This window comes from Streptomyces sp. NPDC094034, assembly GCF_040303865.1.
In the GTDB taxonomy this organism is placed as follows: Bacteria; Actinomycetota; Actinomycetes; order Streptomycetales; family Streptomycetaceae; genus Streptomyces.
Genome location: NZ_JBEOUD010000013.1, coordinates 27,965 through 42,564 on the forward strand (window position 1 = coordinate 27,965; position 14,600 = coordinate 42,564).

Annotated in this window: 11 protein-coding genes and 1 pseudogene; 9 read left to right on the forward strand and 3 right to left on the reverse strand. The window is 72.6% G+C overall.

All coding sequences use genetic code 11. From position 1 onward, the window contains the following. The first annotated feature begins 20 nt into the window (after positions 1–20). The 3 genes from ABTZ59_RS14340 to ABTZ59_RS14350 are packed head-to-tail and all read left to right on the forward strand — an operon-like array spanning position 21 to position 4,226. Entirely contained in the window at positions 21–2,171 is a 2,151-nt protein-coding gene (locus ABTZ59_RS14340) for a putative cobaltochelatase (RefSeq protein ID WP_351395994.1), read from the forward strand. Then, positions 2,171–2,770: a cob(I)yrinic acid a,c-diamide adenosyltransferase gene (cobO, locus tag ABTZ59_RS14345; RefSeq protein WP_351395997.1), complete on the forward strand. Its 600-nt coding sequence runs from the start codon at positions 2,171–2,173 to the stop codon at positions 2,768–2,770. The genes ABTZ59_RS14340 and cobO overlap by 1 nt, the downstream gene beginning before the upstream one ends. 7 nt (positions 2,771–2,777) lie before the next feature. Continuing rightward, on the forward strand, positions 2,778–4,226 hold the full coding sequence (locus tag ABTZ59_RS14350) for a cobyrinic acid a,c-diamide synthase CobB (RefSeq protein ID WP_351395999.1): 1,449 nt from the start codon (positions 2,778–2,780) through the stop codon (positions 4,224–4,226). Positions 4,227–4,335: 109 nt separating this feature from the next. On the opposite strand, the gene ABTZ59_RS14355 is transcribed toward ABTZ59_RS14350, so the two are convergent. After that, positions 4,336–5,082: a ZIP family metal transporter gene (locus ABTZ59_RS14355; protein WP_351396002.1), complete on the reverse strand. Its 747-nt coding sequence runs from the start codon at positions 5,080–5,082 to the stop codon at positions 4,336–4,338. 162 nt (positions 5,083–5,244) lie between these two features. On the opposite strand from ABTZ59_RS14355, the pseudogene ABTZ59_RS37370 reads away from it, so the two are divergent. From ABTZ59_RS37370 to ABTZ59_RS14365, 3 genes and pseudogenes are all read left to right on the forward strand, one after another. Further along, positions 5,245–5,622 (forward strand): annotated as a pseudogene (locus ABTZ59_RS37370) (cobalamin biosynthesis protein); the annotation flags it as partial. A gap of 381 nt (positions 5,623–6,003) precedes the next feature. After that, a complete protein-coding gene (gene cobC / locus ABTZ59_RS37375) occupies positions 6,004–7,062 on the forward strand; it encodes an Rv2231c family histidinol phosphate aminotransferase CobC (protein WP_503002803.1) in 1,059 nt (352 codons plus the stop codon). 145 nt (positions 7,063–7,207) lie between these two features. Further along, on the forward strand, positions 7,208–8,311 hold the full coding sequence (locus ABTZ59_RS14365) for a DUF4037 domain-containing protein (RefSeq protein ID WP_351396005.1): 1,104 nt from the start codon (positions 7,208–7,210) through the stop codon (positions 8,309–8,311). A 127-nt stretch (positions 8,312–8,438) separates the two neighbouring features. Here ABTZ59_RS14365 and ABTZ59_RS14370 read toward each other — a convergent pair whose 3' ends face one another. Further along, on the reverse strand, positions 8,439–9,368 hold the full coding sequence (locus tag ABTZ59_RS14370; RefSeq protein WP_351396008.1) for an SCO1860 family LAETG-anchored protein: 930 nt from the start codon (positions 9,366–9,368) through the stop codon (positions 8,439–8,441). Positions 9,369–9,778: 410 nt separating this feature from the next. Beyond that, positions 9,779–10,870, reverse strand: a complete 1,092-nt coding sequence (locus ABTZ59_RS14375; RefSeq protein ID WP_351396011.1) for an amidohydrolase family protein — start codon at positions 10,868–10,870, stop codon at positions 9,779–9,781. Between the two features lie 179 nt (positions 10,871–11,049). Here ABTZ59_RS14375 and ABTZ59_RS14380 point away from each other — a divergent pair, with 179 nt between their 5' ends. The 3 genes from ABTZ59_RS14380 (at position 11,050) to ectB (ending at position 14,554) form a co-directional block, all read left to right on the forward strand. Beyond that, positions 11,050–12,153 (forward strand): pyridoxal-phosphate-dependent aminotransferase family protein, encoded by a 1,104-nt coding sequence (locus tag ABTZ59_RS14380; RefSeq protein ID WP_351396014.1) that lies wholly within the window; start codon positions 11,050–11,052, stop codon positions 12,151–12,153. A gap of 389 nt (positions 12,154–12,542) precedes the next feature. Continuing rightward, positions 12,543–13,082: a diaminobutyrate acetyltransferase gene (gene ectA / locus ABTZ59_RS14385; protein ID WP_351396017.1), complete on the forward strand. Its 540-nt coding sequence runs from the start codon at positions 12,543–12,545 to the stop codon at positions 13,080–13,082. 203 nt (positions 13,083–13,285) lie between these two features. Beyond that, the gene (ectB, locus tag ABTZ59_RS14390) at positions 13,286–14,554 is read left to right on the forward strand and encodes a diaminobutyrate--2-oxoglutarate transaminase (RefSeq protein WP_351396019.1); all 1,269 of its coding nucleotides are present in this window, start codon (positions 13,286–13,288) and stop codon (positions 14,552–14,554) included. The last annotated feature ends 46 nt before the right edge of the window (positions 14,555–14,600 follow it).

The following is a 14,600-nucleotide window of genomic DNA, read 5'->3' on the forward strand; positions in this document are numbered from 1 at the left end:
TTCGAAGGAGCGATCAGCATATGAGCACACCCTTTCCGTTCACCGCCGTGGTGGGGATGGACGATCTGCGGCTCGCCCTGTTGCTCAACGCGGTGAGCCCCGCCGTCGGCGGTGTGCTCGTCCGGGGCGAGAAGGGGACGGCCAAGTCCACGGCCGTACGCGCCCTTTCCGCGCTGCTGCCGGAGGTGCCGGTCGTCGCCGGGTGCCGGTTCAGCTGCGATCCCGCCGCGCCCGACGAGCGGTGCCCGGACGGGCCGCACGAGACGGCGCCCGGTGCGGCGAGGCCCGCCCGGATGGTCGAGCTGCCCGTGGGAGCCTCGGAGGACCGGCTCGTCGGCGCGCTGGACATCGAACGGGCGCTGTCCGAGGGCGTGAAGGCCTTCGAGCCGGGTCTGCTCGCGGACGCCCACCGAGGGGTGCTCTACGTCGACGAGGTCAACCTCCTCCATGACCACCTGGTCGACCTGCTGCTGGACGCCGCCGCCATGGGCGCCTCGTACGTCGAGCGTGAGGGCGTCTCCGTACGGCACGCCGCGCGGTTCCTGCTCGTCGGGACGATGAACCCCGAGGAGGGCGAGCTGCGACCGCAGTTGCTCGACCGCTTCGGACTGACCGTGGAGGTCGCCGCCTCGCGCGAGCCGGAGCTGCGGGTGGAGGTCGTACGGCGGCGGCTGGCGTACGACGACGATCCGGCCGGGTTCGCGGCGCGCTGGGCCGAGGAGGAGACCGCGCTGCGGGACCGGATCGTCGCCGCGCGGGCGCTGCTGCCGCGGGTGCGGCTCGGCGACGGGGCGCTGCTGCGGATAGCCGCGACCTGCGCCGCGTTCGAGGTGGACGGGATGCGGGCGGACATCGTGATGGCGCGGACCGCGACGGCGCTGGCCGCCTGGGCGGGACGTACCGACGTACTCGCCGAGGACGTACGACAGGCCGCGCTGCTGGCGCTGCCGCACCGGCGGCGCCGTAACCCCTTCGACACGCCGGGGCTCGACGAGGACAAGCTCGACGACACGCTGGACGAGTTCAAGGGCGAGGACGGCGACGGCGGGGACGACGACCCGGGTCCTGACGGGCCCGGCGGTGGCGGTGGCGTCCCGCCGCGGTCCGGTCCAGAGGGCCCCGAGGGGGCAACGGGTCCCGAGGGGGCTAAGGGGCCTGAGGGGGCTGAGGAGTCCGGCACACCGCCCGAGCCAGGGTCGGGGCCGGACGACACGCCCGCGGAGGCGGAGCCCGGACCCCAGGGACAGCCGCGCCGCGCCGGGGCCGGTGAGCAGACGGCCGTACGGGCCACCGAGCCGTTCCGTACGAAGACGCTGAGCGTGCCGGGTCTGGGCGAGGGCGCGGCCGGTCGGCGCTCCCGGGCCCGTACCGAGCACGGCAGGACGACCGGGTCCCGGCAGCCCAGGGGCGCGCTCACCAAGCTGCATCTGGCGGCGACCGTCCAGGCGGCGGCGCCGCACCAGCGGGCGCGCGGGCGCAGCGGTCCGGGTCTGGTGGTGCGCAAGGACGATCTGCGGCAGGCGACACGGGAGGGGCGCGAGGGGAATCTCGTCCTGTTCGTGGTCGACGCGTCGGGCTCGATGGCGGCCAGGCGGCGGATGAGCGCGGTGAAGGGCGCCGTGCTCTCGCTGCTGCTGGACGCCTACCAGCGGCGCGACAAGGTCGGACTGATCACCTTCCGGGGCACGGAGGCGGAGGTGGCGCTGCCGCCCACCTCGTCGGTGGACACGGCGGCGGCCCGGCTGGAGTCGCTGCCGACGGGCGGGCGCACGCCGCTCGCCGCCGGGCTGCTCAAGGCGCACGACGTGTTGCGGGTGGAGCGGATGAGGGATCCGGCGCGCCGTCCCCTGCTGCTCGTGGTGACGGACGGACGGGCGACCGGGGCGCGGTCGGCGGGCGGCGCACGGGCGGCGGGCGGCGCTGACCCGGTGGCGCTGGCGGCGCGCGCGGCGCGGCTGCACGCCTCGGAGGGGACGGCGTCGGTGGTCGTGGACTGCGAGTCGGGGCCGGTACGGCTCGGTCTGGCCGCGTCGCTCGCGGCGGCGCTTGAGGGTACGGCCATCACCCTCGACGAACTGCGCGCGGACAGCATCGCCGGTCTGGTCAGGGACGTACAGCGGGATGTACAGCGGGCACAGGCACACGACGGACGACCCAGGAGGGCCGCTTAATGCCACAGGGACAGCCGGAATCCGTACCGGACGACGGGCTCACCACCCGCCAGCGCCGTAACCGTCCGCTCGTCCTCGTCCATACGGGCACGGGCAAGGGCAAGTCGACGGCGGCGTTCGGACTCGCGCTGCGCGCCTGGACGCAGGGGTGGCCGGTCGGGGTGTTCCAGTTCGTGAAGTCCGCGAAGTGGAAGGTCGGCGAGGAACGGGCGCTGAAGGTGCTGGGGGCGAGCGGCGAGGGCGGTCAGGTCGCCTGGCACAAGATGGGCGAGGGCTGGTCCTGGGTGCAGCGCGACGCGCAGTACTCCAACGAGGAGGCGGCGCGCGAGGGCTGGGAGCAGGTCAAGCGCGATCTGGCGGCAGAGACGCACAAGCTCTACGTGCTGGACGAGTTCGCGTATCCGCTGCACTGGGGGTGGGTGGACACCGACGAGGTGATCGAGGTGCTGCGCGAGCGCCCCGGCACCCAGCATGTGGTGATCACCGGGCGCAACGCCCCCGAGAAACTGATGGACTTCGCGGACCTCGTGACGGAGATGACGAAGGTCAAGCATCCGATGGACGCGGGTCAGAAGGGCCAGAGGGGCATCGAGTGGTGAACGTCCCATGGTGAACGTCCCCCGGCTGGTCATCGCCGCACCCGCCTCCGGGAGCGGCAAGACCACGGTCGCGACGGGGCTGATGGCCGCCTTCTCGGAGCGCGGTCTGGCCGTCTCCCCGCACAAGGTCGGGCCCGATTACATCGACCCTGGCTATCACGCGCTCGCCGTGGCCCGGGGGGCGTCCGGCGCGGCGGGAGAGTCCGGCGCGCCGGGATCGGCCGCCCGTGCGCGGCCGGGCCGCAACCTCGACGCGTACATGTGCGGTCCCGCGCTGATCGGGCCGCTGTTCGCGCATGGCGCGGCGGGCTGTGACCTGGCGGTCGTCGAGGGTGTGATGGGGCTCTACGACGGCGCCTCGGGCCAGGGCGAACTGGCCTCCACCGCGCAGGTGTCGAAACTGCTGCGCGCGCCCGTGGTCCTGGTGGTGGACGCCTCGTCGCAGTCGCGTTCGGTGGCGGCGCTGGTGCATGGCTTCGCCTCCTGGGATCCGGAGGTGCGGATCGGCGGGGTGATCCTCAACAAGGTCGCCACCGACCGGCATGAACGGCTGCTGCGCGACGCGCTGGACGAGTCGGGCGTGCCGGTCATGGGGGTGCTGCGGCGCGCCGACGGGGTCACCGTGCCCTCGCGTCATCTGGGTCTGGTGCCGGTCGCGGAGCGGCGCGCGGAGGCGGTCGGATCGATGCGGGAGCTGGCCGCGCGGGTGCGGGCGGGATGCGATCTGGAGGCGCTGCTGGCGCTCGCGCGCAGTGCGCCGGCGCTCGATGTGACGCCGTGGGAGCCGGCGATCGAGCCCGTCGTCCGCACGGGGCGCGCGGGGCGCGACGGGCGCGACGGGCGCGCGGGGCGGCCGGTGATCGCGATGGCGGGCGGGTCCGCCTTCACCTTCTCGTACGCCGAGCACTCCGAGCTGCTGACGGCCGCGGGCGCGGACGTCGTCCCGTTCGATCCACTGCGGGACGAGCGACTTCCGGAAGGCACCAGGGGTCTGGTGATCGGCGGCGGGTTCCCCGAGGTGTACGCGGCCGAACTGTCCGCCAACGAGCCGCTGCGCAAGGCCGTGGCGGAGTTGGCACACTCCGGCGCGCCGGTGGCCGCCGAATGCGCCGGGCTGCTGTATCTGGCGCGCTCCCTGGACGGGGCGCCGATGTGCGGGGTCCTGGCGGCCGACGCACGGATGTCGGGGCGGCTGACGCTGGGCTACCGGGAGGCGGTGGCCGTCGGCGACAGCGCGCTGGCGCAGGCCGGTACGCGCGTACGGGGGCACGAGTTCCACCGGACCGTGCTGGAGCCGGGCGCCGGGGCGGCTCCGGCGTGGGGGGTGGTCCATCCGGAGCGCCGGGTGGAGGGGTTCGTAAAACAGGGCGTGCACGCGAGCTATCTGCATACGCACTGGGCGGCGTCGCCGGAGCAGGCGCGGCGGTTCGCCGAGAGCTGCGCGGCGGTTCGCTGAGAGACGCGGGGCGGTTCGCCGAGAGCTGCGCGGCGGTTCGCTGAGAGGTGTTCGTGAAGAGATGTACGGCGTGACGGACGGGCGGCCCGGGGGAAGCGCGCGCCCCGGGTCAGTCGGCCACGCCGACCACCGCCCAGATGAAGCCCACACCGAGGACCGTGCAGAGCAGCGTGGAGCGCGCCGGATGGTCGTGGTGCGCCTCGGGCAGGATCTCGGCGGCGGCGAGATAGAGCAGGACGCCGGCGAAGAAGCCGAGGTAGCTGCCGAGCGCTTGGGCCGGGAGGGTGAACAGCAGGGTGGACGCCGCGCCGAGCACCGGCGCGATCGCGTCCGCGACCAGCATCGTGATCGCCTTGCGCCGGTCGTTCCCGTACAGGCTGGTGATCGTGTACGTGTTGAAGCCGTCGGCGAAGTCATGGGCGACGACGGCCAGGGCGACGGCGATGCCCATGCCGCCGCCGACCTGGAAGGCCGCGCCGAGCGCGATGCCGTCCATCAGGCTGTGCCCCACCATGGCCGCCGCGGCCGTCAGCCCCACCTGGGGCACCCGCTCGCCGGGCCGGAGACCGGAGCCGTGCGGGTCGCCGCCGTGGGACGCGCGGCGCACGGCGAGCAGGCGTTCCACCAGATGGGCTACGAGAAAGCCGCCGACGAACAGCAGCAGTGCCTGGGGCACCCCCAGGATCTCGCCGCCCGCCGCGTGTATGGCCTCCGGCAGCAGATCCAGGCCGACCACGCCGAGCATCAGCCCCCCGGCCAGGCCCAGCACGAGATGGCGGCGGTCGGTGACGCGCTGCGCCGTCCAGCCGCCGAACAGCGTCATGAGGAACGCGCCGAGCGCGACGAACACCGCCATGGGCCCTTGCATAGCCGATCGGACGGGTACTTCGCACATCCGGGGAGCGGGCCGGGAACGGCGGGGAGCGAGCCGGAACAGGCGAGGAGCGAGCCGGAACAGGCAGGGAGCGAGCCGGAACAGGCAGGGAGCGAGCCGGAACAGACGACGAGCGAGCCGGGGCCCGCGCTTGTGGTGGGGGTGGGCGCACGCTCCGGGGTGTCCGTGGCGGACGTACTCGGGCTGATCGAGACCGCGCTGCGCGACGCCGGGCTCTCGCCCCGCTCCCTGATCGAGATGGCCACGGTCGAGAGCAGGGTTGGCGAGGCGGGGATCGCCGGGGCGGCGGCGCGGCTCGGGGTCCCCTTGCGGGGATACCCGGCCGAGCTGCTGGCCGCGGTCGCCGTACCGAACCCGTCCGGTGCGCCGCTGGCGGCGGTGGGGACGCCGTCCGTCGCCGAGGCCGCCGCGCTCGTGCGCGGGGGCGAACTCCTCGTACCGAAACGGAAGTCGGGCTCCGGCGCCGGGCCGGCGTCGGTCACCTGTGCCGTGGCGGATAGGAGCCAGTCGGAGTGGAACCGGCACGGGCGGAAATGATGTCGGTGTTGACGGTAGAGTGCAGCGGCCTCGCGGCAGCGCGCGGACCGTGTGGTGACGTCCCGGGGGAACCGGTGGCGGGAGAAGGGGAAAGGAGCCCGGTGATCCTCGTTGTCCAGCCCATCGAGAACAGTCGGGGAGTGATGTCCCGGCAGCGGGGACCGTGGTCGCGCCCCGGGTCGGCGCCTTCCCGTTCGGTGCCTTCCCGGTCGGCGCCATCCCGATCGGTGCTTTCCCAGTTGGTGCCTTCCCGGTCGGTGCTTCCCCAGTTGGCGCCTTCCCGGCCGTTGTCGGCCCCGCCCCACGCGCCGGAGGCCATATCCGGCCGCGACCTCCATGACTGCCATGTCTACGCGCGCTGACAGCCATGACCTGCGCCATCACGGTGATGCCGAGGTGCGGGACGGAGCCGCCGGGCTGATAGATCTCGCGGTGAATGTCCGTATGGGCACTCCCCCGGACTGGCTGCGCGCGCGCATCGCCGACTCGCTGACCGGACTCGCGGCGTATCCCGACGGGCGGGCGGCCCGCGCGGCGGTCGCGGCGCGGCACGGACTGCCGGTCGAACGGGTGCTGCTGACGGCGGGGGCGGCGGAGGCGTTCGTGCTGTTGGCCCGCGCGCTGCCGGCCCGTCGGCCCGTGGTGGTCCATCCGCAGTTCACCGAGCCGGAGTCGGCGCTGCGGGACGCGGGGCACCGGGTGCGGCGAGTGCTGCTGGGCGCGAGGGACGGCTTCCGACTGGATCCCGAGGCGGTGCCCGACGACGCGGATCTGGTGGCGCTCGGGAATCCGACCAATCCGACGTCCGTGCTCCATCCGGCCGAAGTGATCGTGAAGCTGGCCAGGCCCGGCCGGACGCTGGTGGTGGACGAGGCGTTCATGGACGCGGTGCCGGGCGAGCCGGAGGCGCTGGCCGGGCGCATGGACGTGCCGGGGCTCGTCGTACTGCGCAGCCTCACCAAGACCTGGGGCCTGGCGGGGCTGCGGATCGGCTATGTGCTGGCCGAGCCCGGCACGGTCGCGGCGCTGGAGCGCGCGCAGCCGCTGTGGCCGGTTTCGACACCCGCGCTGGCGGCGGCGGAGGCGTGCATGTCCCCTGCCGCGCTCGCGGAGGCCGAGCTGGCGGCCTGCCGGATCGCGGTGGAGCGCGCGCATCTGCTGGCCGGACTGGCGGAGTTCGAGGAGGTCCGGGCGGTGGAGGCGGCGGAGGGCCCGTTCGTGCTGATCCGGGTGAAGCGCGCGGACGCGGTGCGGGCCAGGCTGCGCACGCTGGGCTTCGCCGCCCGGCGCGGCGACACCTTCCCGGGGCTCGACCGCGACTGGCTGCGGCTCGCGGTCCGCGACCGGGCCACGACGAACCGTTTCCTCCAGGCCCTGGACCAGGCACTGACGGCGATCGGCTAACGGCGATGGGCTGACGGCGGCCGGTCGATGCGGACAGCGGCCGACCGCCGACCCGCGTACCGACCCGCCGACCTGCGTACCGGCCCACCAAGGCGCGCCCGGATAATCGCTGGTCCCAAGGGGGCACGCCCGCCAAGGTGTTCGCATGACCACCGCCGACCCCGCTTTCCTCCCCGGTCTTGAGCTGTCCCGGATCCTGTACGAGGAGGCCGTCCGGCCGCTTCTCGATGACGCCTTCCCCGGACTGAGCCATGCCGCCGCGCGGGTCGGCACCGGCTCGGAGGTCCTCGGGTTCGACACCGCGCGGTCCGCCGATCACGAATGGGGGCCTCGACTACAGCTGTTCCTGGCGCCGGACGAAGCGGCCCGGTACGGCCCTCAGCTCCACCGGCTCCTGGCCGAGCGACTACCGAAGGACGTACGCGGCTGGCCCACCCACTTCCGGCCGCAGGACGATCCGCTCGACCCTGTCGGCCATATGGAGCTGACGGACGGTCCGGTGGACCACCGGGTCTCCGTCCAGGATGTCGGCGGCTGGCTGACGCTGGAGACCGGTGCCGATCCGACGGCCGGCGAACCGACCGTCCTGGACTGGCTCGCGATGCCGCAGCAGAAGCTCGCCGAGGTGACGGGCGGCGCGGTGTTCCACGACGGGCCCGGCACGCTCACCGCCGCGCGGCGGCGGCTGGCCTGGTACCCGGATCAGGTGTGGCGCCACCTGCTGGCCTGTCAGTGGCAGCGGATCTCGCGGCAGGAGGCTTTCGTCGGGCGCTGCGCCGAGGTCGGGGACGATCTCGGCTCGGCGGTGGTCGCGGGCCGCCTGGTGCACGATCTCATGCGGCTGTGTCTGCTCCTGGGGCGGCGGTACGCCCCGTACGGAAAATGGCTGGGCAGCGCGTTCGGACAGCTGGACGTCGCCGAGAACCTGCTGCCGTCGCTGCGGAGCGCGCTGGCGGCGACGGAGTACCCGGAGCGGGAACGCGGGCTGTGCGAGGCGTACGAGACGGTGGCCGCGCTCCAGAACGACAGTGGGCTCGCCGAACCGGTGGATCCGGCGTGCCGGAGCTATCACAGCCGGCCGTTCCAAGTGCTGCACGCCGATCGGTTCGCGCGGGCGCTGGCGGCGACGGTGACGGATCCGGAGCTACGGGGACGGCCGCTGACGGGAAGCGTGGACCAGTGGGCGGACAGCACCGACCTCCTGAGCCTCACGGGTCCGGTGCGGGCCGCCACCCGGGCGCTCGGGTAGCGGCCAAGGGGCCGCGAGCGCCTCCCGCTCCCGGCCCCCCGTTACCGCCCCCGCCCCCGTCCCGCCCGCGCCCCGTCCCCGTCCCCCGGCCCTGACATGACGTCAGTGGTTCGCGGGCGGGAGGCGGTCAGCGTCGGCGGGCGGCCCTCGCCAGCAGGAGTGCTCCACCGCCCGCCCCGAGCAGCGCCACCGCGCCGCCCGCCAGATACGGCGTCGAGGAGTTGCCGCCCGTCTCCGCGAGGTTCTCCTCGGCCGGCTCCGCCACGGTCTGCGGCTTCGTATCGGCCTTCGCGGGCGCGGACTTCTCCGGTTCCGGAGTCCGGGTGGCCGCGGGCGCCTTCGGCGACTCGCAGGTGGCCCCGGCGAGCGTGACGGTGCCCTCGACCTCGGCGACGTTCAGCTTGAGCGGGTTGATCGACACACGCAGTTCGAGCGCGCTGGCCGCGGCTGTACGGGACGTGGTGTGCGTCTTCGACAGATCGAGCGTGACGGTGCCCACACCGGGGACCTCGACCCGGGTGGGACCGCCCGCGGAGAGCGTGACGCGCTTGCCGAGCACGGTGACCTGGCCGAGCAGTTCCGACTCCGCGACCGGCCGCTTCCCGGCCACGCAGAGCGCCTTGGAGGTGACCTCCTGGACCTCGATGAGCGAGAGCAGCGGCAGTCCGGGCACATGCACCTTCGCGTGGGCGAGGTTGGTGTATCCCTCCGCCTTGTGCGCGTCGGCCGTCGCCCTCGCGGTGGCCACGTCGGCGCGCAGCACGGTGAAAGCCCTGCCCTGGTCGACCCCGTCCAGCTGGACGCTCAGGGTCGTCTTGTCCGCGTTCGCGGGCGCCGACACCTCGTTCAGGGCGGCCCGCAGGGGCACGTTGAGGGTCTTGTTGAGCAGGGACACGTCGAGGCCGGTCCTGAGCACGACCGCGGTCGCGCGCCCGTCGCCCGCGCCCTCGGTGGCCCCCGCCGGAGCGGCGAGGGCCAGGGGGCCCGCCGTGAGTGCGCCGGCGGCCATCAGGGCGGCGGCTCGGCGTGCGGGCATGCGGAAGGTGTTGCTGTTCAAGATGTGGAACCCCCACAAGAGATTTGGTGTCGCCGGCCCGCCCAACGGGGACACGGGGCGGTGGCGACCGAGACACCGGAATCTTTACGCACGGAGAGTGAACCGGCAGACACCTGAGGTGAGTTCACTCCAAAGTGGGGTTTCCGGGTAGATATTCGATTCTTGTGGCACATGGGGCCCTCAGAGCCCCATGGATGACCGCCCGTCAGTGGGGAGAAGCGCCACGCGACTCCTCAATGGCGCCAGGGCTTAAGGGAGTTTAACGACACCGGTCGCCCCACGTCACGCCTCCGTCAACCGGGCGCCGCCCGGCCCGGCGCAGCCGTACCGACCCCAACCGGCTCCCACCTGATCGCCACCGGTCGCCACCGGTCGCCACCGGCCCCCCACCGGCCGCCAACGCGCGCCGATCAGCCGACGATCTGCCCGTTCAGCACAATCCGGCGCGGAGCCGCCAGGACCCGTACGTCCGCGCGCGGATCCTCGCCGTACACCACGAGGTCTCCGGGAGCGCCTTCCTCCAGCGACGGGCGGCCCAGCCACTCGCGCGCACACCATGTGGTCGCCGAGAGCGCCTCCACCGGTGGGATCCCGGCCTTTGTCAGCTCCTCGACCTCGCCCGCCACCAGACCATGGGCCAGCCCACCGCCCGCGTCCGTGCCGACGAAGACCGGGACGCCCGCGTCGTACGCCGCGCGCACGGTGTCGTAGCGGCGCTCGTACAGCCGGTTCATATGCGCCGACCAGCGTGGGAACTTGTGCTGCCCGCCCGCCGCGAGCCGGGGGAACGTGGCGATGTTGACCAGCGTCGGGACGATCGCGACGCCACGCTCCGCGAAGAGCGGGACGGTGTCCTCGGTGAGCCCCGTCGCGTGCTCGATACAGTCGATGCCCGCCTCGACGAGATCGCGCAGGGAGTCCTCGGCGAAGCAGTGCGCGGTGACCCTGGCCCCGAGCCGGTGCGCCTCCGCGATGGCCTCCTCGACCTCGGCGCGCGGCCAGCAGGCGGTCAGATCACCCGCGTCGCGGTCGATCCAGTCACCGACGAGCTTCACCCAGCCATCGCCGCGCCGGGCCTCCCTGGCCACATACGCGACCAGGTCCTCGGGTTCGATCTCATACGCGTAGTTGCGGATGTAGCGGCGGGTACGGGCGATATGGCGGCCCGCCCTGATGATCTTCGGCAGATCCTCGCGGTCGTCGATCCAGTGGGTGTCCACGGGTGATCCGGCGTCCCTGAGCAGCAGGGCGCCCACCTCGCGCTCATCGAGCGCCTGCTTCTCGGTGGTCGCCTCGTCGACCGCGCCGTGATGGTCGAGGCCGACATGGCAGTGGGCGTCCACCAGACCGGGCAGCGCCCAGCCCTCGACCGTACGGACATCGCGGGCGCCGGTGGGCCGCTCGTAGCTGATCCTGCCGCCCACGACCCACAGTTCGTCCCTGACCTTCTCGGGGCCGACGAGCACCCGCCCCTTCACCCGCAGCACCGTGTGATCACTCATGAGCAGCACTGTACGAGGCCGTGAGTACCCTCGACCGGGGGTTTCGCACACCGGTCCGATCCCGGCCCCGTACCCCATCTCCTCGTCCGTATCCACGCCCCGAATCGTCCGTATCCACGCCCCGAACCGACCCGCTCGGGCCCACCACGCCCGGGCGCCCCACCGAAGAGAGCACCGCCGTGACCCACCCGCTGCTGGACCTGCCCCCGCTGACCGCCGCGCGCTTCGCCGCCATCGAGCGCCGCGTGGCCTCGCTCCTCGCCACCGAGAACGATGTCGTGATCATGCAAGGTGAGGCGCTGCTGCCGCTGGAGGGCTGCATTCGCGGCGGCGCCGTTCCCGGTTCCACCGCGCTGAACGTCGTCACGGGACCGTACGGGCAGACCTTCGGGAACTGGCTGCGCGACTGCGGCGCGGTGGTCGTGGACCTGGAGGTGCCGTTCCACACGGCCGTGACCGCGGCGGCGGTCGAACGGTCGCTGGCCGCCCATCCGGAGATCGACTTCGTCTCGCTGGTGCACGCGGAGGCGGCGACCGGCAACACCAACCCGGTCGCGGAGATCGGCGAGGTGGTACGGGCCCATGGCGCGCTGTTCATGCTGGACGCCGTGGCGTCGGTGGCCGCCGAGCCGCTGCTCACCGACGCCTGGGGGGTGGATCTGTGCGTGATCGGCGCACAGAAGGCGATGGGCGGTCCCGCCGGGGTCTCCGCGGTGTCCGTGAGCGGGCGGGCCTGGGAGCGGTTCGCCGCCAATCCCCGGGCCCCGCGCCGCTCCTACCTCTCGCTCCTCGACTGGAAGGAGCGCTGGATCGACGGCGAGCGCCGCGCGCTGCCGCACGCCCCGGCCCAGTTGGAGATGCTGGCGCTGGAAGCGTGTCTGGAGCGCATCGAGGCGGCGGGCCCGGCGACGGTCATGGCCCGGCACGCCTCGGCCGCGGCGGCCACCCGCGCGGGCGCGCTGGCGCTGGGCGGCGGTCTGGCACCGTTCGTCCACGAGGCCGCCGACGCCGCCCCGGTGGCCACGACGCTCCGTACACCGGCCGGGGTGGACGCCGCCGGGGTGGTGGCGAAGGCGCTGGCCGCCGATCCGTCGCTGCCGCTCGTCGCGGGCGGCGGGGCGCTCGCCGCGGAGATGATCCGGGTCAACCACTACGGCTCCGACGCGACCCCCACCGCCGTGCGGTCCTCGCTGCTCGCGCTCGGCGCGGCGCTCGACGGCTCCGGAGGTGTGGTGGACCCGGAGGCGGCGGTGCGAGCCGCCGACGAGGCGTGGTGGCGTTAGAGCCCGGCCCATGGCCGGGCCGGCCTCGCAATCACATGTGGCCGCGGTATCCATAAATTGACATGAATTGAAGTGGGCATTAATTCGCGAATACGGGGCGATGCTTTACCGCGAGCAGCTTCCCGTATTCGTCTGCCCCCGTTTCTCTGCCCTAAACGCCAAGATTTCATCAGGGCCTCAGGCGTGATTCCGAGCGGTCTCCCGAGCGTTACGGATATGTGACCGAGTCCACAGATCCGCCCGTTTCGCCCTGACATATAGCTCCATTTTACCCCGATCCGCGGTCGGCGCATCCGGTCCCACATGCCCGCGCGATAACACAGTCCGGCGTCTCACCCAACCCCTGGCCCGGATGCATCTTTTGAATTTGCTCGGTAAATTCAATCCGTATGACCGCCGCACAAGCAGACCTTGCAGGCGCCCGAAGCGAATTCCCCCGACCCTTCACAACCGACGCCCCACGAGTGGAGGACGGAGCCGCGATCTGGCGCATCGCCCGCGACTCCCAGGTCCTGGACCTCAACTCCTCGTACAGCTATCTGCTCTGGTGTCGTGACTTCGCCGCCACCTCGCTCGTCGCCCGTGACGAGACGGGATCCCCGATCGCCTTCGTCACGGGGTACGTACGGCCGGAGCGCCCCGAGGCGCTGGTCGTCTGGCAGGTGGCCGTCGACGCGAGCCACCGCGGCCACGGTCTCGCGGGCACCCTGCTCGACGAGCTGACCGCCCGGGTGGCCGAGGAGCGGGGCATCACGGCCGTCGAGACGACCGTGACCCCCGACAACACCGCCTCGGACCGGCTGTTCACCGCGTACGCCGCACGTCACGGCGCCGCGCTTGAGCGTGAGGTCCTTTTCGACGGCGGTCTGTTCCCCGACGGGGTGCATCAGCCGGAGGTGCTTTACCGCATCGGACCGCTCTCGCCCTGAGCACGCCCGGCCGGAGCCCGTCGAGGGCTCCCGCGCCGCCGCGCCGGGGTACGCCCGTGTCGCACCGCGCACGCCACACAGAAGCGCACGCCACACGGAGGCACGCGCCACACGGAGGCGCGCGCCGCGCAGGAGCGTCCGAGCCCCGAGCACACCCCCGCTCTCTCCTCTCACCCGCACACCCCCATCGGCAGGAGACCCCCATGACCATCACCCCGCCGGCACTGAGCGTTTTCGAGACCCTTGAATCCGAGGTGCGCAGCTACTGCCGCGGCTGGCCCGCCGTGTTCGACCGCGCGCGGGGCGCCCGCCTCACCGACGAGGACGGCCATGGCTACCTCGACTTCTTCGCCGGTGCCGGCTCACTCAACTACGGCCACAACAACCCGGTGCTGAAACGCGCGCTGATCGACTACATCGAGCGCGACGGCATCACCCATGGCCTCGACATGGCGACGACCGCGAAACGCGCGTTCCTGGAGTCCTTCCAGAACGTGGTGCTCCGGCCGCGTGATCTGCCGTACAAGGTCATGTTCCCCGGGCCCACCGGCACCAACGCGGTGGAGGCCGCGCTCAAGCTCGCCCGCAAGGTGAAGGGCCGCGAGTCGATCGTCTCGTTCACCAACGCCTTCCACGGCATGTCGCTCGGCTCGCTCGCCGTCACCGGCAACGCGTTCAAGCGCGCCGGGGCCGGTATTCCGCTGGTGCACGGCACCCCGATGCCCTTCGACAACTACCTGGACGGCCAGACCCCCGACTTCCTCTGGTTCGAACGGCTGCTTGAGGACCAGGGCTCCGGGCTCAACAAGCCCGCGGCCGTCATCGTCGAGACCATCCAGGGCGAGGGCGGCATCAATGTCGCCAGGCCCGAGTGGCTGCGGGCGCTGGCCGATCTCTGCCACCGCCAGGACATGCTGCTGATCGTCGACGACATCCAGATGGGCTGCGGCCGTACCGGCGCCTTCTTCTCGTTCGAGGAGGCGGGCATCACCCCGGACATCGTCACCCTGTCGAAGTCCATCAGCGGGTACGGGCTTCCCATGTCGCTGTGCCTGTTCACGCCGGAGCTGGACGTCTGGGAGCCCGGCGAGCACAACGGCACCTTCCGGGGCAACAACCCGGCGTTCGTCACCGCCGCCGCCGCGCTCACCACGTACTGGGCCGACGGCCAGATGGAGAAGCAGACCATCGCCCGCGGTGAGCAGGTGGAGCGGGCGCTGTTCGCGATCCGCGCCGAGAGTGCCGGCGATGTCCCCGATGTGCGGGGCCGCGGGCTGGTCTGGGGCCTGGAGTTCGAGGACAAGGGCCGCGCGTCCGCCGTCTGCGCCCGCGCCTTCGAGCTGGGTCTGCTGCTGGAGACCTCGGGACCGCAGAGCGAGGTGGTCAAGCTGCTGCCGCCGCTCACCATCACCGCGGAGGAGCTGGACGAGGGGCTGCGCACGGTGGAGCGCGCCGTACGCGAAACCGCCTGATCCGGCACACCGCACACGGAAGCCCGCACACGGAAGCGCGCACCGC

What these genes read in the sequence shown, in the direction of transcription:
- cobO (WP_351395997.1), top strand. Translation starts at nt 2,171, where the DNA reads ATGCCACAGGGACAGCCGGAATCCGTACCGGACGACGGGCTCACCACC.
- ABTZ59_RS14355 (WP_351396002.1), bottom strand. Translation starts at nt 5,082, where the DNA reads ATGGCGGTGTTCGTCGCGCTCGGCGCGTTCCTCATGACGCTGTTCGGC.
- ABTZ59_RS14365 (WP_351396005.1), top strand. Translation starts at nt 7,208, where the DNA reads ATGACCACCGCCGACCCCGCTTTCCTCCCCGGTCTTGAGCTGTCCCGG.
- ectB (WP_351396019.1), top strand. Translation starts at nt 13,286, where the DNA reads ATGACCATCACCCCGCCGGCACTGAGCGTTTTCGAGACCCTTGAATCC.
- cobC (WP_503002803.1), top strand. Translation starts at nt 6,004, where the DNA reads ATGTCTACGCGCGCTGACAGCCATGACCTGCGCCATCACGGTGATGCC.
- ABTZ59_RS14340 (WP_351395994.1), top strand. Translation starts at nt 21, where the DNA reads ATGAGCACACCCTTTCCGTTCACCGCCGTGGTGGGGATGGACGATCTG.
- ectA (WP_351396017.1), top strand. Translation starts at nt 12,543, where the DNA reads ATGACCGCCGCACAAGCAGACCTTGCAGGCGCCCGAAGCGAATTCCCC.
- ABTZ59_RS14375 (WP_351396011.1), bottom strand. Translation starts at nt 10,870, where the DNA reads ATGAGTGATCACACGGTGCTGCGGGTGAAGGGGCGGGTGCTCGTCGGC.
- ABTZ59_RS14350 (WP_351395999.1), top strand. Translation starts at nt 2,778, where the DNA reads ATGGTGAACGTCCCCCGGCTGGTCATCGCCGCACCCGCCTCCGGGAGC.